This window comes from Frankia sp. EI5c (genome assembly GCF_001636565.1).
Classification (GTDB): domain Bacteria; phylum Actinomycetota; class Actinomycetes; order Frankiales; family Frankiaceae; genus Parafrankia.
Genome location: NZ_LRTK01000005.1, coordinates 242,317 through 267,523, shown reverse-complemented (window position 1 = coordinate 267,523; position 25,207 = coordinate 242,317). Strand labels below are relative to the sequence as shown.

Below are 25,207 nucleotides of genomic sequence, written 5' to 3'. Positions count from 1 at the left end.
GGGCGGCGGCTCAGTCCCGGGCCGCCACCTGGGCCGCGAGCTGCTCCGGAAGACGCTCGTAGCCGTGGTGGCGGCGGGTGAACACGCCCGTGCCGTGGCTCACGGAGCGCAGATCCACGGCGTAGCGGGTCATCTCCATCGCCGGTACCTCCGCGTGGATCACGGTGCGGGCCGGCCGGTCATCCGGCTCCCGCGCCGCGTCGGCGCCCCCCGCGGGCGCGACGCCCACGACCCGGCCCCGGCGGCTGGAGATGTCGGTCATCACCGGGCCCACGTGCTCGTCCGGGACGTCGACGTCGATCTCCAGGATGGGTTCGAGCAGAACCATCCCGGCGGTCTCCGCGGCGTCGCGCAGCGCCAGCGCACCGGCCGTCTGGAAGGCCAGGTCGGAGGAGTCGACGCTGTGTGCCTTGCCGTCGATCAGCCGCACCCGTAGGTCGACCATGGGGAAGCCGGCGATCAGACCGCGTTCCAGCTGGCCGCGGATGCCCTTCTCCACCGAGGCGATGAACTGGCGGGGTACCGCGCCGCCGACGACCTCGTCGACGAACTCGAAACCACCCCCGGCGGGCAGTGGCTCCACCCTGATCCGGCAGATCGCGTACTGCCCGTGCCCACCGGACTGCTTCACCAGCCGGCCGACCCCCTCGGCGGGGCCACGCAGGGTCTCCCGCATCGGCAGGCGCAGCGGGACCTTCTCCAGGGTGACGCCGAAGCGGTCGCGCAGGCGTTCCAGGACCAGGTCGGTGTGGGCCTCGCCCATGCACCACAGGACGAGCTGGCCGGTGTCGGGGTCCTGAGTGATGGTCAGGGTGGGATCCTCGGCGGAGATCCGGCCGAGGGCGGCCGACAGCTTGCTCTCGTCCGACCGGGCCTGGGTGCGCACGGCGGTCGGCAGCAGCGGCTCGGGCATGCTCCAGGCCGGCAGGTAACGCGGGTCGTCGGGGTCGGAGAGCGTGTCACCGGTCTCCGCCGTCGACAGCCGGGTGATCACGCAGATGCCGCCGGCGGGACACTCGTCCACCGAGTGCAGGGACAGCCCGACCGCCTGGGAGAGCGCGCCGACCCGTTCGTTGTCCTCGTGGTCGGGATGGCCGGCCGCGGCCCGGCCGTGTCCGGACACATGGACGGCCGCATCCGGCCGCAGGACGCCCGAGAAGACCCGGACCAGGGACATCCGGCCGATGTACGGGTCGGTCGTGGTGCGCACGATCTCGGCGACGAGCGGCCCGGACGGGTCACCGACCGCGGGCGGGCAGGGGGACCCGTCCGGGCGGGTGAGGCTGGGCAGCGGGTGCTCGCGCGGCGACGGGAACGAGTGGACGAACAGATCGAGCAGCTCGACGGTGCCCAGCCCGGGCAGGAGCTCGCGGATGTCCCGCTCCACGCCCGGCGGGGTGATGACCGGCAGCACCGGATAGAACGACCCGCGGGCCACCGCTGTCTCCAGGTCCGCCAGCAGGATCTTCGGGTCGAGCTCCGCGCCGCCCAGATAGCGGTCGAGCAGCGTCTCGTCCTCGCTTTCGGCGATCACTCCCTCGATCAGCGCACCGCGCGCCTCGGCCTGCGCGCCGATGAGCTCGACCGGGCGCTCATGCTCGTGGCGGCCCTCGGCGGTGTAGTCGATCAGCCGTCCGGTGACCAGACCGACCAGCCGGCGGTCCGGCACCCGCCGTCCGTTGCCGCTGACGCTGGAGCCCGTGGGCGCGCCCGCCTCCGTGGAGCCGCCGTGGGCGGGCGTGCCGGACCCCTCCAGCAGGTACACGGGCAGAACGTTCGAGCCGAAGGCCTCCTGGCAGGCCATCACCATGGAGTCGAAGTCGGCGAGGGGATGATCCAGCCGGGTGACGGCGATCGCGCGGGGCATGCCCACCGCGGCGCACTCGTCCCAGAGCATCCTGGTGGAGCCGTCGATCCCCTCCAGCGCGCTGATGACGAACAGCGCCGCGTCCGCGGCCCGCAGCCCCGCGCGCAGCTCACCGACGAAGTCGGGGTAGCCGGGGGTGTCCAGCAGGTTCACGGTGGTGCCGCGATGCCGCAGCGAGCCCAGGACCAGCGAGACACTTCGCTGCGGCGGTTCCCCGCCGGGGGCCGTGCCGGCGCCGCCCCCGGCGGCACCCACCCCGGGCCAGGCTCCGTCGCCGTCGGGTGCGCGCAGATCATCCGTCTTTTCCGCGACCTGGAGCAGATGCCGCAGCAGCGTGGTCTTGCCGGCACCGGTGTGACCGACTAGCACGATGTTGCGCACGTCGCCTGGCGTTGCTGACATTCCGCCTCCCAATTCCGGCCGGGCGGGCCGTGGGCGCCGGACTGGTGCGGCCGGCGGGGGCCTGCCTGAACGGCCAGCGCCCGGTGTCGGCGCGGCCTTCGCTGCCTGGATCCGGGCGGCGAGGCCGGCCGTGGCGCTGGTGCGTACCACGAAGAGTCCCCCGATGTGACGGGGAGAACAACTCCAGGCGCGACCGTGACGGGAAATGAGCGGATCGTGACGGCGGTACTGTGAGACCGCCCAACCCGGGCGGCACGCCACAGACGACGGGACGGACATGCTCGCAAGCAAAGCGCGACCCCAGATCCAGAAGGTGCTCGATCCGTTGAGCCAGTGGGCCGCGCGGTCGTCGGTGTCACCTGACGTGGTCACGGTGATCGGGACGATCGGCGTCGCCGGTGGTGCGCTCGGTTTCTTCACCCGCGNGGTGTTCTTCGTCGGCACCCTGGTGATCACCCTGTTCGTCTTCTCCGACCTGGTTGACGGGGTTATCGCCCGAGCCCGCGGGATCTCCTCGAAGTGGGGCGCCTTTCTCGACTCGACCTCCGACCGGGTCGGCGACGGCGCGATCTTCGGGTCCCTGGTGATCTGGTACGCCGGTGACGGCGACTCGCTTCCGCTCGCCGGCGCGGCGCTGCTGTGCCTGGTCGCCGGCTCCGTCACCTCGTATGTCAAGGCCCGGGCCGAAGGGCTGGGATTCACCTGTGACGTGGGCTTCGCCGAGCGCGGTGAGCGGCTGCTGATCCTGCTCGTCGCGGCGGGCCTGTACGGGCTCGGCGTGCCCTACCTGCTGCCGGCCGCGCTGTGGTTCCTGGTCGGCGCGACCTTGCTCACGGTCACCCAGCGGATCGTGCACGTACACCGCCAGTTCGTCCGCTCGGGCCGGCCGACCCTCGCACCGCCAACCGCTCCCGGAGCCGCCGCCGATGCCGGTACCGGTACCGGTGCGGGCGCGGGCGCGGGGGCGAGGTCCGGCGAGCCGGGCCCGGCCGGGGCGGGCAAGCCGGAGTCGCCCGCGGTCAACTCGGCCGGTGGCGGCGGCGCGCACCTCGGTGTGCCGCCGGTTCCGCGGGCTGTCGCGGGCAGCTGAGCGGGCGAGGGAACCGGCCCCGGATGACGTTCGCCGGCCGGCTGACGCTGCTCGCCTACGTCGCGGGGTGGCGGCTGGTTCGACTGCTGCCGGAACCGGTGGCGGCCTGGTGCTTCCGGCGGGCAGCCGACGTCGCCTGGCGCCGTGGCGGCCGCGGAACGACCAGGTTGCGGGCGAACCTGGCCCGGGTGGTGCCGCCCGGCACCGACCTGGACGCGTTGACCCGGTCCGCCCTGCGCTCCTACGCCCGGTACTGGCTGGAGGTCTTCCGGCTCCAGGACATGCCGGCGAGCCGCGTCCTCGACCGCATGCGGGTGCTGGACGAGGACAGGCTGCGCCGCGCCCACGCCGCCGGCCGGGGCACCATCCTGGCGCTGCCGCACATGGGGAACTGGGAGCAGGCCGGTGCCTGGCTGGTGGCCACCGGCGTCCCGTTCACCACCGTCGCCGAGCGGCTGCGCCCCGAGGCGTTGTTCGAGCGGTTCCTGCAGTTCCGCACCGCCCTGGGCATGGAGGTCATCCCGCTGACCGGCGGCGAGCAGCCACCGTCCGACCTGCTGACCGAGCGGCTGCGCGCCGGCGGGATGCTCTGCCTGCTGGCGGACCGTGACCTTTCCGCCGCCGGAGTGGCCGTCACCTTCTTCGGGGCGCCCGCGACCATGCCCCCCGGTCCGGCCGCCCTCGCCCTGCGCACCGGTGCGGCGCTGCTGCCGGTGACCCTCTGGTTCGACGACGACGGCTGGAGCGCACGGATCCACCCCGAGGTCGCGCACACCGACATCCCGACGATGACCCAGCGACTCGCGGACGAGTTCGCCGCGGGTATCGCCGCGCATCCGGCCGACTGGCACATGCTCCAGCGGATCTGGCGTGAGCCCCGGGGCGAGCGTGAACCCCGGGGCGCGGGGGAGGGCCGGCCGTGAGGATCGGACTCGCCTGCCCGTACACGTGGGATGTCCCCGGCGGAGTCCAGGCGCACGTGCGGGACCTGGCCGAGGCGCTGCTGGACGCCGGCCACGAGGTGTCCGTGATCACGCCGGTGGACGACGAGTCCGCCCTGCCGTCCTATGCGGTCGACGCCGGCCGGGCGGTACCGGTGCCATACAACGGCTCGGTCGCGCGACTGCTCATGGGACCGGTGTCGGCCGCGAGGGTGCGCCGCTGGCTGCGCGACTATGACTTCGACGTGCTGCATGCCCATGAGCCGACCGCGCCCAGCATCAGCCTGCTGGCATGCATGCTCGCCGACGGCCCGCTGGTCGCGACCTTCCACACGGCGAACCCCCGGTCGCGGTTCCTCACCGCGGCGCACAGCGCGCTGCAGCCGTCCCTGGAGAAACTGAGCGCCCGGATCGCCGTTTCGGAGGCCGCCCGCCGCACGCTCGTGGAGCATCTCGGGTCGGGTGCGATCCTGATCCCCAACGGCGTCGCGGTGCGCGCCTTCGAGGGCGCGCGCCCGCTGCCCGGGTACGGCGGGCGTCCCGGGGCAGGTGGGCCCGGGCCGGGGGTACCCACCGTGGTGTTCCTCGGGCGGATCGACGAGCCCCGCAAGGGCCTGGACGTGCTGATGGCCGCGTTCCCGCCGCTGGTAGAGCGGGTGCCGGACGTCCGCCTGCTGGTCGCCGGCCCGGGGGACATCGAGGCCGTCCGCTCGCGGATCGATCCGTCCCTGCTGGGCCGGGTCGACCTGATGGGGCTCGTCGCCGAGGCGGACAAGGCCTCGGTCTTCGCCTCCGGCACGGTGTACTGCGCGCCCAACACCGGGCAGGAGAGCTTCGGGATCGTGCTGCTGGAGGCGATGGCGGCCGGCACGCCCGTCATCGCCAGCGACATCGACGCGTTCCGGCGGGTGCTCGACGACGGCCGCGCGGGTCGGCTGTTCGGGGTCGGTGAGCCGGCCGAGCTCGCCGCCGGCCTCGCCGAGCTGCTCGAGAACCCGGCGGAGCGAGCGCGGCTGGTCGAGCGTGGCCGCGAGGTCGTCGCCCGGTACGACTGGCGGGTCGTGGCCCAGCGCATCGTGAGCGTCTACGAGATGGTCGCCGGAGACATGCCGGTGTCGGTGGTGGCCACCGAGAACTGACGCTGGCGGACGGGGGTCCGCTCACCTGCCTGTGCCTTTCACGTGGTCGGTCCCGGAGGGGACCTGGCCCACGGGGTTGGCTACGCTGCGCCAGATGACAGTCGTCGTGGCCGTGGTCGTGCTTGTTGTGGCGATCGCGACCTATCTGACCTGGCTCGCGAGCCGGCTCGACCGACTGGCGAGCCGGGTGGACGCGACCCGGGCCGGTCTCGTCGCGCAACTGGTGGCGCGGGCCGAGGCCGCGCAGGCGCTCGCGCGGCGATGTGACCTGCCCGATCTCGCCGCGGCGGCTGAGCGGGCGTGTGCCGGTCACGCCGCACTGCTCTCCGGGAACGGCGCCGACAGTGTGGCGGCGGAGGCCGAGGACGCCGAGAACGCGCTGAGTCGGGCGCTGCGTTCCCCCGGAGTGGTCGCGGTGGGGCGGCGGGCCCCGGACGACGTGCGGGCGGTGGACGCCGCGGCGGCCCGGGTGGCGCTCGCCCGCCACTTCCACAACGACGCGGTCGGTGATGTCCGGTCACTGGCCGGGCGCCGGCTCGTGCGGTTCCTGCACCTGGCGGGGCGCCGGCCGCTGCCCGCCTACTTCGAGATCGACGACACCCCGCCCGCCCGCGGGGACGGGCCACCGCACCCGAACGACCCGGCCGCGGTCGCCTGAGTCCGTGCCACCATCTGGCCGTGGCCGTGGCCGTGGCCGTGGCCGTGCGCGGCTCAGGCGTCCCGCGTGTCCGCTCCACCGCGGCCGTCCTCGCCGCCGGACGGCCCGCCGTGGCCGGGGCCGGGCCGGGGATCAGTGGGAATCACCTGCTCCGAACCGGGAACCGGTGCCAGGCAGAGGACGAAGTCCTCGCCGCCCGCCGTCTCCGGGTAGCTGGCGGTGAACTGCGCCCAGAGTTCGCACGGGGCGGCGGAGTCGCCCCGCAGTCGGGTGAGAACGAGGTACTGGGCGTCGGGTGCCGCGCAGTCGACGATCGCGATGCTCTTCCCGTCCCAGCGGACGCAGTCCCCGGAACGGGCCCGGGTGGCGCTCGGGCTGCTGCTGGTGATCAGCACGATCACCAGGCCCACCACGGCGAGTGGAACGAGCAGGCCCAGGGCTNCGGGACGCTGGGTCAGCGGCCGCTCGGGCCGTGGCCTGGGCCCGAAGGCGGGTCCCGGCGGGGGCAGCTTCCCGATCTTCGTCTGCGCGACGAGGTTCAGCAGGAGGACGACCGGGCTGATCAGCAGGGAGGCGAGGCCCCACCAGCCCAGGCAGAGCGTGCGCGCGCTCATGGCCCGGACGGTGGCCGTCCCACAGACCGCGCAGAACGGGCCTGGCTTGGAAAGGAAGCGCATGAAGACGACGAAGCCCTGGTGCTCGCGGATCGTCGTCCGCACCGCCGGGGGCGCCCCGCACACCCGGCACTGAAGCACCGCGGGCCCGTGGACCGGCCATCCGGGACCCGCGGACCGGCCGACGGCAGGGCGCCGGCTCGCGCCGGGAGGCCAGCCCGCCGGCCCGCCGACGGGTGGCCCCGGTTGTGGTCCGTTGCCCGGCGGTGGTCCGTAGCCCTGCGGTGGTCCGTAGCCCTGCGGTGGTCCGTATTCCGGCGGTGGTCCGTAGCCCGCCGGCCCGCCGGCGCTCTCACCCTGGCGGGGGGCGGGAGCGGGGCCAGGCCAGCCTCCGGGCGGTGGCGGGGGGTACGGGCCTGTCATGGTTCTCCAGAAGTCGCTCCATATCGCGGCAGGGCAGGATACTCCGGGAAGGATGCTGGGCGATTTGTCCCGGACATCCGATCTGCCCGGTCGGGTGTGCTGATCGCCACTGCCCGCGGCGATCTCCGTGAGGCCGGTGACGGGGTAGGACAGACGCGGTCCGGCCGTACGATGGATTCGCATCCATGTCCCTCCGGGTCTGTCCAGCCCGGAACGACCGCCGGAGAGCCAGCTCTCCCGCGCGGCCCGACGTCAGGCCGGCCGATCGCCCGCGCCCGGCCAAGCCACCGCCGGACCGTTGCAGCCGGGCAGCTCGGTGGTCACCGCCGATTGGCGCCACCGCCGACGCCGCCTGAAAGAACTGTCCGAACTACCCGAAAGAGACACCACATGATGTCCGACGGCCCGNCCGCCCCCGCCCCTGCCACGGGCGCATCGCCATCCGGCCCCGTCGCGCCGGGCGACGGCGCGGAACGGCACGCCGGCACCGCCAAGGTGAAGCGCGGCATGGCGGAGATGCTCAAGGGCGGCGTCATCATGGACGTCGTCACCCCCGAGCAGGCGCGTATCGCGGAGGACGCGGGTGCCGTCGCGGTGATGGCGCTGGAGCGCGTGCCCGCGGACATCCGTGCCGAGGGTGGCGTCTCGCGGATGAGTGACCCCGACATGATCGCCGGGATCGTCGACGCGGTCTCCATCCCGGTCATGGCCAAGGCCCGGATCGGGCACTTCGTCGAGGCCCAGATCCTTCAGGCGCTCGGTGTCGACTACGTGGACGAGTCCGAGGTCCTCACGCCGGCCGACCCGCACCACCACATCGACAAGTGGGCGTTCACGGTTCCCTTCGTGTGCGGGGCCACCAACCTGGGGGAGGCGCTCCGGCGGCTCTCCGAGGGCGCCGCGATGATCCGCTCGAAGGGTGAGGCCGGCACCGGCGAGGTCTCCAACGCCGTGGTGCACATGCGCACCATCCGAGCGGAGATCGGGCGGCTGTCGGCGCTGCCGGCCGAGGAGCTGTACGCCGCCGCGAAGGAGCTGCGGGCGCCGGTGGAGCTGGTCACCGAGGTCGCCCGGCTGGGCCGGCTGCCGGTCGTGCTGTTCACGGCGGGCGGCATCGCCACGCCGGCGGATGCCGCGCTGATGATGCAGCTCGGGGCGGACGGGGTGTTCGTCGGCTCGGGCATCTTCAAGTCCGGTGATCCGGCTCGGCGGGCTCGGGCCATCGTCGAGGCCACGACGATGTACAACGACCCCGGCGTGCTGGCCAAGGTGTCGCGCGGCCTGGGCGAGGCGATGGTCGGCATCAACGTCGGTGAGCTCTCGGCACAGGCGCGTTTCGCCGACCGTGGCTGGTGAGCGCTCCGCGGATCGGCGTCCTGGCGCTACAGGGCGACGTGCGGGAGCACGCGCGCGCGCTTGCCGGCGCCGGCGCCGAGGCGAGTGAGCTCCGCCGGGCCTCCGAGCTGGAGTCGGTGGACGGCCTGGTTCTGCCCGGGGGTGAGTCCACTACGATCGGGCGGCTGCTGCGGGTGTTCGAACTGCTGGAGCCGCTGCGCGCGGCCGTGGCCGGTGGTCTGCCGGTGTTCGGCTCGTGCGCGGGCNTGATCCTGCTCGCGCGGGACGTGATCGACGGCCGTCCGGACCAGCCGCTGGTCGGTGGGCTCGATGTGGTCGTTCGGCGCAACGCCTTCGGCCGGCAGGTGGAGTCCTTCGAGACTGATCTCGCGGTGGCGGGTGTCGAGGGGCCCCAGGTGCATGCTGTCTTCATCCGGGCGCCCTGGGTAGAAAAGGCGGGGGACGGTGTGGACGTGCTGGCCCGCGTCGGAGACCGTCCGGTCGCCGTCCGGCAGGGCCCGCTGCTCGCCACGTCGTTCCATCCAGAACTGACGGGGGACATCCGGGTTCACCGGCTGTTCGTCCAGATCGTCCGATCCGAGCTCGGGCTCAAGAGGGGCAGGTCATGAGCGGTCACTCCAAGTGGGCGACCACCAAGCACAAGAAGGCGGTCGTCGACGCCCGCCGCGGGAAGCTGTTCGCCAAACTGGTCAAGACCGTCGAGGTGGCGGCGAAGACCGGCGGTGGGGACCCGGCGGGTAACCCGACTCTCGCCGACGCCATCGCGAAGGCCAAGTCCCAGTCGGTGCCGAACGACAACATCGAGCGGGCGATCAAGCGGGGCTCCGGGGAGCTCGCCGGTGGCGTGAACTACGAGTCCGTCACCTACGAGGCCTACGGGCCGAACGGGGTCGCGGTGCTCGTCGAGTGCCTCACCGACAACCGTAACCGGGCCGCCTCCGACGTCCGGGTGGCGATCACCCGGAACGGCGGCACCCCGGCCGATCCCGGCTCGGTGTCGTACCTGTTCAACCGCAAGGGTGTCGTGCTGATCGACAAGACGCCCGAGCTCACCGAGGATGACGTGCTGATAGCCGTCCTCGACGCGGGCGCGGAGGAGGTCAACGACGTCGGCGAGGCGTTCGAGGTCGTCTCGGAGGCAACCGATCTGCACGCCGTGCGGGTGGCGGCGAGCGACGCGGGTCTCGCGGTCTCCTCGGCGGACATCTCCTGGCTGCCCTCGGTGAGTGTCCCGCTGGACGCTGAGCCGGCCCGGAAGGTCCTCAAGCTGGTCGATGCACTGGAGGATCTCGACGACGTCCAGAACGTCTGGTTCAACGCCGACATCTCGGACGACGTCATGGAGCTCGTGTCCAGCTGAGCCCGCCCGAGCTGGTCGCCTGGCCGCCATGGGTGGCCGGGCACGGGTCGAGCTTGGTTCGGCGTGTCGCGGATGTCGGTGTTGCCCCGGCCACTAAGATCGAACGGATGTTCGTTGACGTGGCCGGGAGGGCCTGTTGCGTGTTCTCGGGGTCGATCCGGGGCTGACCCGGTGCGGCATCGGCGTGGTCGATGGCGGGCAGGGGCGCCGGGCGAGCCTGGTCGACGTCGGCGTGGTGCGCACGCCGGCCTCCGACGAGGTGGCGCACCGGCTGCGTGCTGTCTCCGAGGGCATCGAGGAATGGCTGGACCGGCATCGTCCGGACGCCGTCGCGGTGGAGAAGGTGTTCAGTCAGGCGAACGTGCGCACGGTGATGGGCACGGCCCAGGCCGGCGCGGTCGCCATCGTGATGGCGGCCCGCCGTGGGCTGCCGATCGGCCTGTACACACCCAGTGAGGTCAAGGCCGCGGTGACCGGCAGCGGGCGGGCGGACAAGGCGCAGGTGGGTTTCATGGTGACGAGGCTGCTTGATCTTGCGGAGGCGCCGCGGCCGGCCGATGCCGCCGACGCGCTCGCTCTCGCCCTGTGTCATCTGTGGCGTGGGCCGGCGCTGGCCCGGATGCGGGCCGCCGATCCGCGCGCCGCCCGGGCCGTCCCGGGGGCTCGGTCGTGATCGCATCCATCAGCGGGACCGTGGAGGTGCTCTCGCCCGCCTCCGCCGTCGTGGACGTCGGCGGGGTCGGGATCCTGGTGTGGTGTACGCCCTCGACGCTGGCCGGGCTCCGGGTCGGTGAGCGGGCCAGGTTGGCGACGACGCTGGTCGTCCGCGAGACGGAGCTTACGCTGTACGGGTTCACCGAGGCGGACGAGCGCGACGTCTTCGAGATTCTGCAGGGCGCGGCCGGGGTGGGCCCACGGCTCGCTCAGGCGGTGCTCGGCGTGCACTCGCCGGATGCGGTGCGCCGGGCCGTCGCCGAGGAGGATCTGGCGGCCCTCACGAAGGTTCCGGGCATCGGCCGCAAGAGCGCCCAGCGGATCGTCCTCGATCTGCGGGACCGGCTGGGCCCGCCATCCGCTCCGGTCTCGGCTATGCGCCGGGCGGCTCCGGTCACCGTCCCCGAGGCGCGCCTCGGCAGCGCGGCCGAGCAGGTGCGGGACGCGCTGGTGGGGCTCGGCTACTCCGCGCGGGAGGCGCAGGACGCGGTGGTCGCGGCGGGCGCGAACCTCGCCGGCCCGGCTGTCGACGCGGCCGGCGCGGGTGCTCCCGACGGCGCCGGTGCTCCTGTCGGCCCCGGCCCCGCTGTCGGTACCGGTGTCGGTACCGGCTCCGCTGTCGGTACTGGTGTGGACGGGTCCGACACCGGTCTGGTCGGCGCGGGCGGCGTCGACCCGGCCGCGCTGCTGCGTGCCAGCCTCGCGATCCTGCGGCCGCGATGACGGCGGGGGTCCGGTCGCTGCCGGCGGTATCCCGGAGGTGGCCGTGAGCGACGACGGCGGCGGCCTGGTCTCGGCGGCGGCGGCGGCGGAGGAGAAGGCTTTCGAGGCGGGCCTGCGCCCGCGGACCCTGGACGAGTTCGTGGGGCAGCGGAAGGTCCGCGAGCAGCTGTCCATCATGCTGGAGGGCGCTCGCGGACGTGGGCGCCCGCCCGACCACGTCCTGCTCTCCGGCCCGCCGGGGCTGGGCAAGACCAGCCTGGCCATGATCGTTGCGGAGGAGTTGGGCGTCCCGCTGCGGATGACCAGCGGCCCGGCGATCGAGCGGGCCGGCGACCTGGTCGCGATCCTGACCGCGCTGACTCCGGGCGAAGTGCTGTTCCTCGACGAGATCCACCGCATCGCCCGTCCCGCGGAGGAGCTCCTGTACGCCGCGATGGAGGACTTCCGGGTCGACGTGGTGCTGGGCAAGGGCCCCGGCGCGACCGCGATTCCCCTCGATCTCGCCCCGTTCACGCTGGTCGGCGCCACCACCCGGTCGGGGCTGCTCACCGGTCCGCTGCGCGACCGGTTCGGGTTCACCGCCCACATGGACTTCTACGACGCCGACGAGCTGGCTCTCGTGCTCACGAGGTCGGCCCGGCTGCTGGGTGTGGAGCTGACCGAGGGCGGGGCGAACGAGGTCGCGGGCCGCTCGCGGGGCACCCCCCGGATCGCCAACCGCCTGCTGCGCAGGGTCCGTGACTACGCCGAGGTCCGCGCCGACGGCGTCGTCTCCCAGGAGGTCGCCCGGGCGGCCCTGCGGATCTATGACGTCGACGCGCTCGGGCTGGACCGGCTGGACCGGGCGGTGCTCGACGCGCTCGTCCGCCGCTTCGGCGGAGGTCCGGTGGGTCTCAGCACACTCGCCGTCGCGGTCGGCGAGGAGGCGGACACGGTCGAGGACGTCTCGGAGCCGTTCCTGCTGCGGGCCGGTCTGCTGGTGCGCACGGCGCGGGGGCGGGTCGCCACCCCGGCGGCGTTCGCGCACCTCGGCCTGGAACCGAGCGAGGGGGGACTCGGCAGGTCGCAGCTGCCCGCGGCGCTGTTCGGGGATGATCCGGTGCCGGGGTGAGTCCGGTGGCGAGGCTTTGACCGGCTTCGCCGGGAATCGCACCACCAGCCTGCCCGCGGGGGGCGCGGCGCGCCTACGTACGATCAGCCGCGACACTCAGGAGGGCAGGACGTGCAGGTACTTGTGACCGCGACGATCGCGGCGGACAACGATGGCGGAAGTTCCATCAGTGGACTGATCTTTCCGCTGCTGATTGTCCTGTTGATCGTCTATTTCTTCTCCACCCAACGCCGCCGTGCGCGGGCACAGCAGCAGCAGCTTGCCCAGATCGTTCCCGGCACCCTGGTCGTGACCACCGCCGGCCTGTACGCGACGGTGGTCGAGTCGGACGGTGCCGACGTCCTCCTCGAGGTGGCCCCGGACGTGGTCTGCCGCTTCAGCCGCAACGCCATCGCGCGTGTGGTCAGCACCCCGGAATCCGCGAATGACGGGTCGGCGGACACCGATGGGGGCGAGGACGGCGCCGGTTCCACCGACGGCGCGACAGGAACCGACGGCGCGACCGGAACCGACAGCCCGACCGGAACCGATGAAGCGGTGCCGCCGGCTGACGGCGACACCGATGGCACCGGTGAAACCCCTGGTCGGCTGCGCAAGGAGCTCTAGGAGGGCTGTCGGCGGACGCTCTGCTGCTTGCGGTGACCGTGCTCGGCGGTTTCCGGGCGACCGGAAACCGCCGGTCGCCCGGCGGCGCGAGGCCGTGACCGAACACCGTGCTCTCGTCGCCGTCAGCGCCGGAAGTGGGCCGTCCCCGCTTCCGGCCGCCGGCCCGGAATGCGGCGGGCCGGTGAGCGCGGCGGTGTCGCTGTGGTGTTTGCTGTCGCTGGCTGTCACGCGCCCGTCGACGACTGGTGGTGTCACGGCTGGGCGGTTGGAACGTACCCTCGGTGGCACTCGTTCGGAACCGTTGGGCGCCGCTGGATTCGGTGACGGTGTGTGAGGAAGGACTAGGCGTTGGCACGTCGCTCGGCACGAGCCTCCGGAGGTATCTCCGTCGGCGCTCGGCTCGGAGCACTTGGTGCTCTGCTCGCCGTCCTCTACGGCCTCATGGCCATCTCCGGCACCTGGACTCCCAAGCTGGGCCTCGATCTGCAGGGTGGAACGAGCGTCATCCTGACTCCCCGGTCGGTGACCGGGGGATCGATTGACGACTCCGCGCTCAACAAGGCCGTCGACGTCATCCGTGAGCGGGTGGACGGTCTCGGAGTGGCGGAGGCCGAGGTTCGCCGCACGGGTGACACCATCGAGATCTCGGTCCCTGGCCGGGGCCGCAACGACGTCGTCGCGCTCGTGGGCCAGACCGCCGAGCTGCGTTTCCGCCAGGTCTACCAGGCAGATGTCGCGCAGTCCTCCGCGCCGGAGACGCCCGCCACGGCGGCGACTCCGGAGGCGGGGGCGACGCCCGAGGCCGGCGCGGCGACCCCCGCGCCGACGGGCACGGCGGCTCCGGTCTCGCCGGAGCCGACCGCGACCGCGTCGCCGGCCGCGCAACAGCCGGCCGCGCTCGGGAGACCAGGGAGCGCCGGGGGCGGCCTGGTGGCGCAGCCAGCGGCCTACACCGGTGGCGCCGGTGGCCCGCGGGTCCAGCTCGCGGCCGCCGCCGCGGCTTCGTCCGCACCCGGCGCGTCCGCCAGCCCGGCCGCGCTCAGCCCGGCCGAACCCAGTCCGGCCGGTTCCGCCGCGCCGTCCACCGGTGCCGGTGCGACCGCCACGGATCCCGCGGGCCCGCCGGCAGAGGTCGTGGAGCAGTTCGCCAATCTCACCTGTTCGGCGAACGGTGTGAACAACGGCGCGGTCGGCCTGGACCGTCCCGAGGACTGGATCGCCGCCTGCGACCGGACCGGAACGACGAAGTACCTGCTCATGCCGGCGGCCCTGGTCGGCACGGACGTATCCACCGCTTCGGCGGGCCTCCTCAGCGGTGGCGCGGCGAACGTCACGACCGGCAAGTGGGTCGTCAACGTCGAGTTCACCGGCAGTGGCCAGAGCAAGTTCACCAAGCTCACCGGGGACACGGTCGGCAGCCAGGTCGCGATCGTGCTCGACGGCGTGGTGCAGTCCGCGCCGCAGACGAACGAGCGCATCTCCGGCTCCGCCCAGATCTCGGGCGACTTCTCGCAGTCCGAGGCCCAGGACCTCGCGGACGTGCTCCGCTTCGGCGCGCTGCCGCTCTCCTTCGAGCGTTCACAGGCGGAGTCGATCTCGCCGACCCTGGGGCGTGAGTCGCTGCACGGCGGCCTGCTCGCCGGCGGAATCGGTCTCGGCCTCGTGGTCCTCTACTCGTTCCTGTACTACCGGGCGCTGGGCGTCGTCGTGGTCACCTCGCTCGNGGCCAGCGCCGCGCTCAACTACGCCGCGGTCGTGCTCCTCGGGGACGCGATCGGCTTCACGCTGACGCTCGCGGGTATCGCCGGTCTCATCGTCTCGATCGGTGTGACGGCGGACTCGTTCGTCGTGTACTTCGAGCGGGTCAAGGACGAGGTGCGCGACGGCCGGAGCGTGCGGACCTCGGTGGAGCGGGCGTGGCCGGCGTCCCGGCGGACCATGCTGTCCGCGGACACGGTGTCCTTCCTGGCCGCGGCGGTGCTCTACATCCTCTCGGTGGGGTCGGTGCGCGGGTTCGCGTTCACCCTCGGTCTCTCCACCCTGGTCGACGTTCTGATCATGTTCATCTTCACCCGGCCGCTGGTCACGGCGCTCGTCCGCTGGCCGTTCTTCTCCACCGGCAGGTTCTCGGGCCTCTCGGTGCCCGCGGGCGGTGGCGCGCTGGCCGAACGGCGTCCAGGGCTGGTCAAGCGTGGTGCGGCGGCTGGTGGCCTGGCCCCGGCCGGGTCAGCCGGCTCCGGCCCGGCCGGGGCGGACGCCGGCGAGGAGCGGGACGGCGAGCCGCGGGACTCGGGTGGCTCCGGCCCGCCGGGCACGGGCCCGCGGCTGGCGAAGCCGGGGACGTCGCGGCAGGGCACGGGCCGGCGCACGGCCGGGCAGAGGCGGGAGCACTGACATGTCGATGCTGAGCCGGGTCTACCGCAGCGACTTCCATATCGACTTCGTCGGCCGCCGGCGAGTCTGGTACATCGTGTCCGGGGTGCTCCTCACGATCTGTGTGCTGAGCATGATCGTTCGCGGTTTCAGTCTGGGTATCGAGTTCTCCGGCGGGGCGGTGTTCCAGCTCCCGGCGAACGGCGGCACCGTCGAGCAGGTCGAACAGCTCCTCGGCGAGAACGGGGNCAACCCGGCGGACAGCGTCGTCCAGCAGCTTGAGACGTCGAAGCAGTTCCGGGTGCAGACACCCACGTTGTCCGAGGAGCAGACCCAACAGCTGCAGGACGCCTTCGCGGAGCGTTTCAAGGTCGCGAACCCCGAGGAGAACATCGCCGTCTCGACGGTCGGGTCATCCTGGGGTTCCACCATCACAAACAAGGCGATCAAGGGACTGATCGTCTTCCTCGTGCTGGTGATGATCTACCTGTCCGTACGGTTCGAGNGGAAGATGGCGGTGGCCGCGATGGCCGCTCTCATCCATGACCTCGTGGTCACGATGGGGATCTACTCCATCGTGGGATTCGAGGTGACGCCGTCGACGATCATTGCGGTGCTGACCATTCTCGGTTTCTCGTTGTACGACACGGTCGTCGTCTTCGACCGGGTCCGTGAGAACACCGCCGGGATGGCGACGTCGAGCCGGCGCACCTATGCGGAGGCCACCAACGACGCGCTCAACGAGACCTTGGTCCGTTCCCTGAACACCTCGCTGATCGCGCTCATTCCGGTGGCGTCGCTGCTGTTCGTCGGGGCCGGGCTGCTGGGCGCGGGGACCCTGAAGGACCTGGCGCTGGCCCAGTTCGTCGGTATCGCCTCCGGCACCTATTCCTCCCTGTTCTTCGCGACCCCGCTGCTGGTCGATCTCAAGCGCGGTGAGGCCGACGTCCGCGCACTTGACGCGCGGGTCATGCGAGCCCGGGCCGCCCGGGCCCGGGCGGCCCGGGCGGCCGAGACCGCACGGGCCAGCCAGGGCGGCGACGACCTGGCACCCGCGATGAGCCCGAACGGGCCGGACACGCGCGAGAACGGCGACGCTGTGGGGGTCGCGAGCGGGATGCGCCCCGCTCCGGCCGGCGCGGCGGCGGGACGTGTCGGTGTCGGGTCCTCGCCGCGGCGCGGCCCCAAGGGCAGGCCGACCCAACCGCGTCGTTCAGGTGGTAAGAAGCGATCGCGTTAGCCGCCCGGAACCTGGACCGGTGCTGACAGCGAGGCGGGGTGGCCCCGGTGGGCCGGACTCGGCTCCAAATCGGGACAAGCGGGCTGTCGGCGCGTAAATCTGGACGAAACCGGCACGCGGCGTGGCACACCGCCGCCCTGGCGGGCGGCGACAACCAGGATCGGAGAAGTCACCACGATGACGAGCATCGACAGCGGGCCGGATCTGGGCGCGGCCGCGGGGGTACTCGCGGCCCATGTCCGTGACGTCCCGGACTTCCCCAAGCCCGGAGTCGTCTTCAAGGACATCACCCCGCTGCTGTCCACCCCGGCAGCCTTCGGTGTGGTCATCGGCGCCCTGGCGGACCTGGCCCGGGGCCTCGGGGCCACCACGATCGCGGGGATCGAGGCGCGCGGGTTCCTGCTGGCCGCGCCGGTGGCCGACCGGGTCGGCGCGGGCCTGGTCCCGGTGCGCAAGGCGGGCAAGCTGCCGGGCGCCACGCGCAGCGAGTCCTACGAACTGGAGTACGGAACGGCCACCCTGGAGATCCACGACGACGCGGTGGCCGCGGGGGAGCGGGTCCTGATCGTCGACGACGTGCTCGCCACCGGCGGAACCGCCGCCGCGGCCCACAACCTGCTGCGCNGGTGCGGCGCGGACGTGGTCGGCCTGGCGGTGCTGATGGAGCTGGTCTTCCTGTCGGGGCGCGACCGGACCGGTGCCCTTGACGTCACGTCGATCATGCGGATCTGACCGGTCCGCCGGATGCCGCCGCTGTTCGCTCACGCCGGGTGGTCGTGGATGGTGCGACCGGCGGCACCGTGGCCATCCGCGGTGTGGCCGCGTTCCGGGCCGTCCGGGGTTGCGGAAGGCCGAGAGTGCCCGCAGCGTTAACCTCGACGTCAGGAGCCCTTCGCACATCCGTGCCATGGCTCACGTGCGAAGCAGGAGCGGCCCGTGCCAGAGGCGCCGCCGGTGACCACCGGCGCCGTGCCGGCGGTCGCGTCATCCACCGGGGAGACGCGGCCGGTGCCCCCTGCCCCCGAGATGGATGAGCCGAGCGCCCAGGCCGTCGAGGACGCCGCCGGCGGCCGGGCGGCCAGCGGTGGGGCCGGGCCAGGTGGCGGTACCCCCACCGGGAGGGCGGGGCGGATCAGCGAGCCATCGGATCGTCACGACGGAGCGTTCCCGGATCCCGAGGGCGACGATCCGGCGGAGGGTTCCCCGGTCGTGCCCCGGTTGGGGCACGAGTCCCCGCCCCTGCCACGGCGGGTGCGCGGGCGGTTCTCCCGGCTCGGCACGCACCGGGCGACCCCGCCGTCATCGCTCGACCCGGTGCTGCGCGGGCTGGTGGCCAACCATCCGAAGGTCGACATCGGCCCGGTGCAGCGCGCCTTCGAGTTGGCCGACGCGGCGCACGCGGGCCAGGTCCGCTTCTCCGGGCACCCGTACATCACCCACCCCATCGCGGTCGCGAGCATTCTGGCCGACCTCGGGATGGACATCCCGACCCTGTGCGCGGCCCTCCTGCACGACACGCTGGAGGAGACGGACCTCCCGCCGGAGACGATCCAGGCCGAGTTCGGCCCGCAGGTGCTGCAGATCGTCGACGCCGTCAGCAAGCTGAGCCGGGTCAAGGTCGGCGAGGCGGCCCAGACGGAGACCATCCGGCGCATGGTGGTCGCCATGGCCCGGGATCCGCGGGCGCTGGTGGTGAAGCTCGCCGACCGTCTGCACAACATGCGGACGCTGCGCTTCCTGCCCGAGCACAAGCAGGAGCGCAACGCACGCGAGACGCTGGAGATCTACGCGCCACTGGCCCACCGCCTCGGCATGAACTCCCTCAAGTGGGAGCTGGAGGACCTGGCGTTCGCCGCGCTGTTCCCGAAGCGCTACGACGAGATCGTCCGCCTGGTCGCCGACCGGGCCCCCAGCCGGGACGTCTACCTCAGCGAGACGTCGTCCCAGGTGCAGGCCCAGCTCGCCGAGGCGCGGATCAAGGCCGTGGTGACCGGCCGGCCCAAGCACTACTACTCGATCTACCAGAAGATGGTCGTCCGCGGCCGGTCCTTCGAGGACATCTACGACCTGGTGGGGATCAGGGTTCTCGTCGACTCGGTCCGTGACTGCTACGCGGCCCTGGGCACCGTCCACGCGAACTGGAAGCCGATTCCGGGCCGGTTCAAGGACTACATCGCGATGCCCAAGTACAACATGTACCAGTCACTGCACACGACGGTCATCGGGCCGGAGGGCAAGCCGGTCGAGCTGCAGATCCGGACCCATTCGATGCACAACCGCGCCGAGTACGGCATCGCGGCGCACTGGAAGTACAAGGAGGACGGCGCCGGCTCGCGCCCGTCCAGCTCCGCCCGGCGCGCGGGGGCCCGGAGCGGCGGGGGAGCCGGCGGTACCGACCCCAGCCTGCGGAACTGGCTGCGGCAGGTCCTCGACTGGCAGCGGGAGTCGGCCGATCCGGGGGAGTTCCTCGACAGCCTGCGGTTCGACGCCGCCGCCGACGAGGTCTTCGTCTTCACGCCGAAGGGCGACGTGATCCCGCTGCCCCTGGGCTCGACGCCGGTCGACTTCGCGTACGCGGTGCACACCGACATCGGCAACCAGTGCGTCGGCGCGCGGGTCAACGGCCGGCTGGCCGCGCTGGACACCGAGCTGGAGAACGGCGACGCCGTGGAGGTGTTCACCTCCCGGGCGCACTCCGCCGGCCCCAGCGAGGACTGGTTGACCTTCGTCCGGTCGTCGCGGGCCCGGACCAAGATCCGGCAGTGGCACGCGCGGGAGCGCCGCGAGGACGCGATCGTCGCCGGCCGCGACGCGATCGGGCGGGCCATGCGGCGCCACGGCCTGCCACTGGCCCGGCTGATGGCCGGCGAGGCCCTGCTGAACCTGGCGAAGGACATGCGCTACGCAGACGTCGCCGCGCTCTACGCGGCCGTCGGCGAGAACAACGTCAGCGCGCAGGCGGTGGTCAACCGGCTGCTGCAGAGCCTGGGCGGCCCCGAGAGCGCCGAAGAGGATGCGGCCGAGACCGAACTGCCGATCCGGGCCCTGCGGCGTGCCGGGGGCGATCCGGGCGTGCTCGTCACGGGTACGCCGGACGTCTGGGCGAAGCTGGCGCGGTGCTGCACCCCGATGCCCGGAGACGCCATCGCCGGCTTCGTGACCCGCGGCAAGGGCGTCTCGGTGCATCGCACCGACTGCGTCAACCTCGCCGGCCTGCGCGGTGGCCCGAACGACCGAATGGTCGCCGTGGAGTGGGCACCGTCGTCGGGATCTGTGTTCCTGGTGGTGATCCAGGTCGAGGCGCTCGACCGGACCAGGCTGCTCTCCGACGTGACCAGGGTGCTGTCCGACCACCACGTCAACATCCTGTCCGCCTCGGTGACCACCACGCNGGAGCAGGTGGCGGTCAGCCGGTTCACCTTCGAGATGGGTGACGCCAAGCATCTCGGCCACATTCTGGACGCCGTCAGATCCACCGACGGTGTGTACGACTGTTTCCGGGTCACCTCGGACGTACAGAGCTGACTGCGAGCGCGAGGGGGCACGCCGTGAATGCTGAGGCCGCGGGAGCGGGTCTGCCGGCGGGCGGCTTCTCGCCCGCGCTGTCCCGGGCGGACGGCGACCCTGACTCCCGGACGGTCGCCGCGGCCCGGCAGGCGAGCATGCGGCTGGCGCACCTGGCCCGCAGGATGGCCACGCCGCGCAGCCCGCAGGTGCCCCCCGAGCTGCGGGACCTCGTCGAGGCCCACCGGGACTACCACCCCAAGGCCGACATCGCCGCGGTGATCCGGGCCTACACCGTGGCCGAGCGCCTGCACGCCGGCCAGACCCGGCGCAGCGGTGATCCGTACATCAGCCATCCGCTGGCGGTCGCGGAGGTCCTCGCCGAGCTCGGGGTGGACACGACGACCCTCATCGCCGCCCTGCTGCATGACACCGTCGAGGACACCGGGTACTCGCTCACCGCGGTCGCCGAGGAGTTCAGCGCCGAGGTCGCGAACCTGGTCGACGGCGTGACCAAGCTGGACAAGATGCGCTTCGGTGAGGCCGCGGAGGCGGAGACCCTGCGCAAGCTGATCGTCGCCCTGGCCCGTGACTACCGGGTCCTGGTGATCAAGATCGCCGACCGGCTGCACAACATGCGGACGCTGGGGTACATGTCCCCGGCCAAACAGCAGAAGATCTCCCGCGTGACGCTGGAGGTCCTGGCCCCGCTGGCGCATCGCCTGGGGGTGAGCGTGATCAAGCGGGAGCTTGAGGACCGCGCGTTCGCCGTCCTCAACCCTGAGGAGCACCAGCGGATCTCGCACCTCGTCGACGACTTCACCGCGGCGGAACGGGTGAGTGGCGCGGTCGAGGGGATGGTCGAGCAGTTGCGGTGCGCGCTCGCCGCGGCCCGGATGGACGGCTCGGTCTCGATCCGGATCAGCCACATCTTCTCGATCTACAAACGGGCGCAGGAGCGGGGGCGCGCGCCCCGTGACTACAACGACATCGTCCGGGTGCTCGTCCTCGTGGACGACATCCCCGGCTGCTACGCGGCGCTCGGCATCATCCACGGCATCTGGCGCCCGGTACCTGGGCGGCTGCGCGACTTCGTCGCGACGCCNAAGTTCAACATGTACCAGAGCCTGCACACGAGCGTGATGGACGACGCCGGGCGGACCACCGACATCCAGATCCGCACCCCGTCGATGCACCGGCTCGCGGAGACCGGCATCATCGCGAAGCCGGTCGGCCCGGGCGCGGACGGCGCTCGGCTGGAGGGCCTCTCCTGGCTGCACAGCCTGTTGGACTGGCAGGTCGACACCGTCGACCCGGGCGAGTTCCTGGAGTCACTGTCCTCCGACCTGAACTCCGACGAGGTACTGACCTTCACCCCCAAGGGAAAGATGATCGCGCTGCCCGCGCGCTCGTCTCCGGTGGACGTCGCCTACGCGGTGCACACCGACGTCGGGCATCGGGCCATCGGCGCCCGGGTCAACGGCAGGCTGGTGCCGTTGCACACCAGGCTGCGTAACGGCGACGTCGTCGAGATCCTCACCTCCAACCTCCCGGGCGCGGGCCCGAGCGAGGACTGGCTCGATTTCGTGCGGACCTCCCGGGCCCGGGTCCGGATCCGCAAGCGCCTGGCCCGCCAGCGCCGGGACGTCCAGCCCCGCGGTGGGGCGGCCGCCGGGGCTGATTCCGGCGGGACGGAAGCGCGCCCCGGCAGCCCGGGCTGGCGCCGGGGTGGACAGCGGCCCGACGGGGGCGGTGCGGTGCGGGGCGGGTCCTGGTCCGTGACCGCCAGCACCTCCAGGTTCGTGGCCACCGAGCAGCGGGAGCGACCGGGCGAGGAGCTCCGGGAGTCCGGAGCCGTGCCGGTCGGCGCCGCCAGCCTGGACAGTGGTGCCGTTCTGGACAGTGGTGCCGTTCTGGACAGTGGTGCCGTTCTGGACAGCACCGCCGGTCTGAACACCACCGCCGGTCTGAACACCACCGCCGGTCTGAACACCACCGCCGGTCTGAACACCACCGCCGGCGTGCCGGCTGCGACCGCTGTCGGTGCCCCGGCCGCGCCCGCTCCCGCGCCCTCCGGGCTGTCGGCGGCGGCCGCGCCCTCCCGGCCGGGGCGGCGGGTCCGCCGGTCCGGCCAGGGAAAGCGGGATGAACGCTCCGGCGGCACCGGTGGTTTCCGCGGCGGTGATTCCGGCGAGAGCTTCTCGGACCGGGTCCCCGCCCGCCGGGGAACGCAGAACTGGGCGGGCTTCGCCGAGATCGAGGGCACGGATGTGCCGGTGCGGCTCGCGCGATGTTGTCTTCCGCTCCCGGGGGACAGAGTCGTCGGGTTCACCACGCACGGCAGCGCCGTCTCGCTGCACCGCCGGGAATGTGCGAACGTCGCGGCCTCGGCCGCCTCGCGGGAGAGGGTGACCGTGGCGGGGTGGACCGCTGCGGAGAGTCAGACCTTCCCCACCGAAATCGCGGTGGAGGCCTTCGACCGTTACGGCCTGCTGGCGGATATCACCGAGGTCCTCTCGGACACCTCGGCCTCGGTTCGCGCGGCGTCGACATCGACTTCGGAGGACAGGGTGGCGCATGCGCGCTTCACCATCGAGGTCACCGGCCCCGAGCAGCTCGACCGGGTACTGACGGCGGNACGGAGCGTCGGCGGGGTGTACGACTGTTACCGCGTCTGCCAGACGACGGCGTGACGGCACCCGCGAACCATCCGGGAGATTTATGCGCTCCGTGGCGCTATGACCCCGGACGTCGCATTTCCAGCATTCCGGGCCGGGTCCGGTCTTGTATCGAAAGGGCCACCCGAGGTCATCGATGAAAAATCGACGGTCTCGTCGGACGTTCGATGTAGAGTATCTCGCGTAGCCATCGGTTATGGGTGGGAGTACGCGTGGGATACCTTCAGGTCATCACGAGCATCGACTCACCAGACGCGGCGGACCGTATCGGCAGGGCGCTTGTCGAGCGGCGCCTCGTCGCCTGTTTCCAGGTTGTCGGGCCGATACGGAGTACTTACCGGTGGAACGGCGAGATCGAGCAGTCGGAGGAATGGCTGTGCCTCGCCAAAACAACCAGTGAACGGGTCGCCGAACTGATCGTGGAGATCACCGCCGCGCACCCCTACGAGACCCCTGAGGTCATCGCGACGCCCATCGTGTCGGGGCACACCGACTATCTGGACTGGATCACCGCGGAGACCGCTCCGCAGGCAACGACCTGATCCGCGGGTAGCCACCCGACAATCCGCGCGGTGCGGGAAGCCCTGGCGGTGATTCCGTCCAGTACTCCAGTACTAGGCCCACCCGGAGCCCGTATGTCCGCTGCCGGCCCCCGCGCCCGGCTGGTCCGGGCGCGGAGGCGTGTCAGAGGCCCGGACATCGGCCAAGTGTCTGGCCGGGGTGCCCAGCGTGGCCCTCAGACCAGAGCGCGCAGCTGTTCGTCGAGATCCCGGACGGCCTGGGTGTTCTGCCATGGGCGCAGGTGCTCCCGGACGCGGCGGATCCGGCCGAGCCCCAGGGAGAAGTCGGTCGCGGCCACGATGGCCAGTGCCTCGGCCGCGTACTGGGTGGCGGCTTCGATCTCCCGGCGCTGGATGTGGACCTCGGCCACGTCGCCCAACAGCAGGGACCGCTTCTTGGTGCCGCTGTGCGGTGCGGTCGCCCGCAGCGCCTCGCCCGCCGCGGCGTGGGCCGCGGCGGGGCGACGCAGCCGGGTGTAGGTCGTGACCTTGAGGCCGTCCAGCCGGCCGCGGTCGAAGAACTGGGTCCACACCCGGTCACCGTCGTTGGCACGGTCGAAGGCGTCCTGAGCGCGGTCCAGTGCCGCGAGAGCGGCCCGCCCCTCGCCGCGGGCCGCCTGCTCCTCGGCCTCACGCCCGGCCAGCCACGCCTTCGTCATGACGGTGCTGCCGCCCGCGGCCCGGCGCTGGGCCTCCGCCAGCAGTGCGCAGGCCTGGTCGTGCCGGCCGACCCCGGCGCTGTGGTAGCTCTCGTAGCCCAGTACGCAGGCCCACAGGGCGCTGTCATCCGCCTCGCGCGCGGCCTCGATCGCGACCCGGTAGTAGGCGAGGGCGNACGGGATGTCGTTCATGTCGAAGGCGAGCCAGCCGGCGAGCGCGGCCGTCTCGCCGGCCGTCGAGGCGAGGTCCCGGCGGGCGGTGGAGCGGCCGCTGGACTCCAGCAGCTGGGTGAGTGTGCCCAGATGCCCGGTGACCCGGGGGAACAGGGCCCGGGCGGGAACGCGCTCCTCCAGGCTGTACAGCCCCGCTGTGCACCGACTCAGCTCGTCGGCCAGTTCCGGAGTGACCGTGGTGCGCCGGCGCAGGGCGGCGGACAGCCGCTCCCACGGAGCGTTGTCGGGCCCGGCGGTGCTCAGCGGCACCACGGCGACGCCCCCGGCGGCCGCGAACAGCCGCAGGAATCCACGGCGCTCGACCGGAATGTCGCCGGACGGATCGGGGCCCGCTTCGGTCTGGATGAGAAGGGTTCCGGCCGGCCCGATCTCACGGGAAACCCTGTCGGTGGCGGCGGCTGTGACGCGGGCGGTGAGGCCGGTGTTGGGATCGTCGTCGACGAAGCCGAGCTCTGCCGAGGAGCGCTCGAACAGGGCACGCAGCAGCCGTTGGTAACGGAGGCTCGGCTTCTTGTCTCCCTTCTCCCACTTGCAGATCATGTTTCCGGTCACCCCGGCCTCACGGCCCTCGTGGATGACGGAGAACCGCCGCAACTCGCTCGCCAGCCGTTCCTGGGACCAGCCTCGTTCCTCCCGGCAGGTGCGAAGCCGAACGTTCGGGGTACGGACCGGGCCGGTCGGCGCCGGGCGGTGATCGTTCGGCTGCATGGTCCTTGGCGAGGTGTGACCCGCCGATGGTCCTGCCAGGCACTCCATCGGGACCTCCGAGTCAAGCGGTTGACTGCAGGAGCTTAACCGCGCATTGGCAAAGACGGTGATACCCCCTGTGTGGTCCTCGGATGACAGGAATCCGACAAATTATCGCGCGACCAAATGCGGTCCGTGACCGCCCGTGGCGTCGCTGTCCGTCCGCCGCATGCGGTCCGTGACCGTGCACGGCGTCGTCGTCCGTCCG

18 protein-coding genes and 11 pseudogenes are annotated in these 25,207 nt (G+C 72.3%); 26 read left to right on the top strand and 3 right to left on the bottom strand.

The genetic code is table 11. The annotated features are described in order from the left end of the window. Nucleotides 1–10: 10 nt before the first annotated feature. The gene (locus UG55_RS02790) at nucleotides 11–2,269 is read right to left on the bottom strand and encodes an elongation factor G-like protein EF-G2 (RefSeq protein WP_066062284.1); all 2,259 of its coding nucleotides are present in this window, start codon (nucleotides 2,267–2,269) and stop codon (nucleotides 11–13) included. Nucleotides 2,270–2,546: 277 nt separating this feature from the next. Here UG55_RS02790 and UG55_RS31640 point away from each other — a divergent pair. The 26 genes and pseudogenes from UG55_RS31640 to cutA all read left to right on the top strand — a co-directional run. Then, nucleotides 2,547–2,694 (top strand): annotated as a pseudogene (locus tag UG55_RS31640) (CDP-alcohol phosphatidyltransferase family protein); the annotation flags it as partial. A 1-nt stretch (nucleotide 2,695) separates the two neighbouring features. Beyond that, a partial coding sequence (pgsA, locus tag UG55_RS31635; RefSeq protein WP_242423635.1) for a phosphatidylinositol phosphate synthase occupies nucleotides 2,696–3,359 on the top strand: 664 nt, incomplete at its 5' end. Between the two features lie 23 nt (nucleotides 3,360–3,382). Beyond that, nucleotides 3,383–4,282, top strand: coding sequence for a phosphatidylinositol mannoside acyltransferase (locus UG55_RS02780; protein WP_066062278.1), 900 nt, complete (start codon nucleotides 3,383–3,385; stop codon nucleotides 4,280–4,282). Then, nucleotides 4,279–5,439, top strand: coding sequence for a glycosyltransferase family 4 protein (locus UG55_RS02775; RefSeq protein WP_066062275.1), 1,161 nt, complete (start codon nucleotides 4,279–4,281; stop codon nucleotides 5,437–5,439). The genes UG55_RS02780 and UG55_RS02775 overlap by 4 nt, the downstream gene beginning before the upstream one ends. 94 nt (nucleotides 5,440–5,533) lie before the next feature. Beyond that, the gene (locus tag UG55_RS02770) at nucleotides 5,534–6,097 is read left to right on the top strand and encodes a hypothetical protein (RefSeq protein WP_066062272.1); all 564 of its coding nucleotides are present in this window, start codon (nucleotides 5,534–5,536) and stop codon (nucleotides 6,095–6,097) included. 1,446 nt (nucleotides 6,098–7,543) lie between these two features. Further along, the coding region (gene pdxS / locus UG55_RS02760) for a pyridoxal 5'-phosphate synthase lyase subunit PdxS (RefSeq protein ID WP_304440377.1) at nucleotides 7,544–8,490 on the top strand (947 nt) is incomplete at its 5' end. Next, nucleotides 8,487–8,735 (top strand): annotated as a pseudogene (locus tag UG55_RS31630) (pyridoxal 5'-phosphate synthase glutaminase subunit PdxT); the annotation flags it as partial. The gene pdxS and the pseudogene UG55_RS31630, both read left to right, overlap by 4 nt. A 1-nt stretch (nucleotide 8,736) precedes the next feature. Then, the coding region (pdxT, locus tag UG55_RS31625) for a pyridoxal 5'-phosphate synthase glutaminase subunit PdxT (protein WP_242423634.1) at nucleotides 8,737–9,098 on the top strand (362 nt) is incomplete at its 5' end. Further along, a complete protein-coding gene (locus UG55_RS02750) occupies nucleotides 9,095–9,850 on the top strand; it encodes a YebC/PmpR family DNA-binding transcriptional regulator (RefSeq protein ID WP_066062261.1) in 756 nt (251 codons plus the stop codon). The genes pdxT and UG55_RS02750, both read left to right, overlap by 4 nt. 136 nt (nucleotides 9,851–9,986) lie before the next feature. Then, nucleotides 9,987–10,523: a crossover junction endodeoxyribonuclease RuvC gene (ruvC, locus tag UG55_RS02745; protein WP_066062259.1), complete on the top strand. Its 537-nt coding sequence runs from the start codon at nucleotides 9,987–9,989 to the stop codon at nucleotides 10,521–10,523. Beyond that, the gene (ruvA, locus tag UG55_RS02740) at nucleotides 10,520–11,287 is read left to right on the top strand and encodes a Holliday junction branch migration protein RuvA (protein ID WP_066062663.1); all 768 of its coding nucleotides are present in this window, start codon (nucleotides 10,520–10,522) and stop codon (nucleotides 11,285–11,287) included. Before ruvC ends, ruvA begins: the two co-directional genes overlap by 4 nt. Nucleotides 11,288–11,330: 43 nt before the next feature. Beyond that, nucleotides 11,331–12,398 carry a Holliday junction branch migration DNA helicase RuvB gene (ruvB, locus tag UG55_RS02735; protein ID WP_066062660.1) on the top strand — a complete coding sequence of 356 codons (1,068 nt, stop codon included), beginning with the start codon at nucleotides 11,331–11,333 and terminating at the stop codon, nucleotides 12,396–12,398. Between the two features lie 111 nt (nucleotides 12,399–12,509). Then, nucleotides 12,510–13,004, top strand: a complete 495-nt coding sequence (yajC, locus tag UG55_RS02730; RefSeq protein WP_066062256.1) for a preprotein translocase subunit YajC — start codon at nucleotides 12,510–12,512, stop codon at nucleotides 13,002–13,004. A gap of 348 nt (nucleotides 13,005–13,352) precedes the next feature. After that, nucleotides 13,353–14,727: pseudogene (locus UG55_RS02725) on the top strand (SecDF P1 head subdomain-containing protein); the annotation flags it as partial. Between the two features lies 1 nt (nucleotide 14,728). Then, on the top strand, nucleotides 14,729–15,398 hold a 670-nt coding region (locus tag UG55_RS31620; RefSeq protein WP_242423633.1), incomplete at its 5' end, for an MMPL family transporter. Between the two features lies 1 nt (nucleotide 15,399). After that, nucleotides 15,400–15,625, top strand: a pseudogene (locus UG55_RS31615) (protein translocase subunit SecF); the annotation flags it as partial. A 1-nt stretch (nucleotide 15,626) separates the two neighbouring features. Further along, nucleotides 15,627–15,882: pseudogene (locus UG55_RS31610) on the top strand (protein translocase subunit SecF); the annotation flags it as partial. A 1-nt stretch (nucleotide 15,883) separates the two neighbouring features. After that, on the top strand, nucleotides 15,884–16,617 hold a 734-nt coding region (gene secF, locus UG55_RS31605), incomplete at its 5' end, for a protein translocase subunit SecF (RefSeq protein ID WP_242423632.1). Nucleotides 16,618–16,794: 177 nt separating this feature from the next. Further along, nucleotides 16,795–17,241 (top strand): annotated as a pseudogene (locus tag UG55_RS02715) (adenine phosphoribosyltransferase); the annotation flags it as partial. A gap of 1 nt (nucleotide 17,242) precedes the next feature. Beyond that, a pseudogene (locus UG55_RS31600) lies at nucleotides 17,243–17,349 on the top strand (adenine phosphoribosyltransferase); the annotation flags it as partial. Nucleotides 17,350–17,553: 204 nt separating this feature from the next. Beyond that, nucleotides 17,554–20,008, top strand: a pseudogene (locus UG55_RS02710) (RelA/SpoT family protein); the annotation flags it as partial. A 1-nt stretch (nucleotide 20,009) separates the two neighbouring features. Beyond that, nucleotides 20,010–20,142, top strand: a 133-nt coding sequence (locus UG55_RS31595) for a hypothetical protein (RefSeq protein ID WP_242423669.1), incomplete at its 5' end; no start/stop codon positions are given. Between the two features lie 23 nt (nucleotides 20,143–20,165). Beyond that, nucleotides 20,166–21,226: pseudogene (locus tag UG55_RS31590) on the top strand (HD domain-containing protein); the annotation flags it as partial. Between the two features lies 1 nt (nucleotide 21,227). Next, a pseudogene (locus UG55_RS31585) lies at nucleotides 21,228–22,758 on the top strand (TGS domain-containing protein); the annotation flags it as partial. A gap of 1 nt (nucleotide 22,759) precedes the next feature. Continuing rightward, nucleotides 22,760–22,814: hypothetical protein (locus UG55_RS45100; RefSeq protein ID WP_255360414.1), on the top strand; the 55-nt coding region annotated here is incomplete at its 5' end. 197 nt (nucleotides 22,815–23,011) lie between these two features. Next, nucleotides 23,012–23,341 (top strand): divalent-cation tolerance protein CutA, encoded by a 330-nt coding sequence (gene cutA, locus UG55_RS02700; RefSeq protein WP_066062238.1) that lies wholly within the window; start codon nucleotides 23,012–23,014, stop codon nucleotides 23,339–23,341. A 194-nt stretch (nucleotides 23,342–23,535) separates the two neighbouring features. On the opposite strand, the pseudogene UG55_RS31580 reads toward cutA, so the two are convergent. Both UG55_RS31580 and UG55_RS31575 read right to left on the bottom strand, forming a co-directional pair. Continuing rightward, a pseudogene (locus UG55_RS31580) lies at nucleotides 23,536–24,193 on the bottom strand (XRE family transcriptional regulator); the annotation flags it as partial. A 1-nt stretch (nucleotide 24,194) separates the two neighbouring features. Further along, a partial coding sequence (locus UG55_RS31575) for a helix-turn-helix transcriptional regulator (protein ID WP_242423631.1) occupies nucleotides 24,195–25,008 on the bottom strand: 814 nt, incomplete at its 3' end. Between the last annotated feature and the right edge of the window lie 199 nt (nucleotides 25,009–25,207).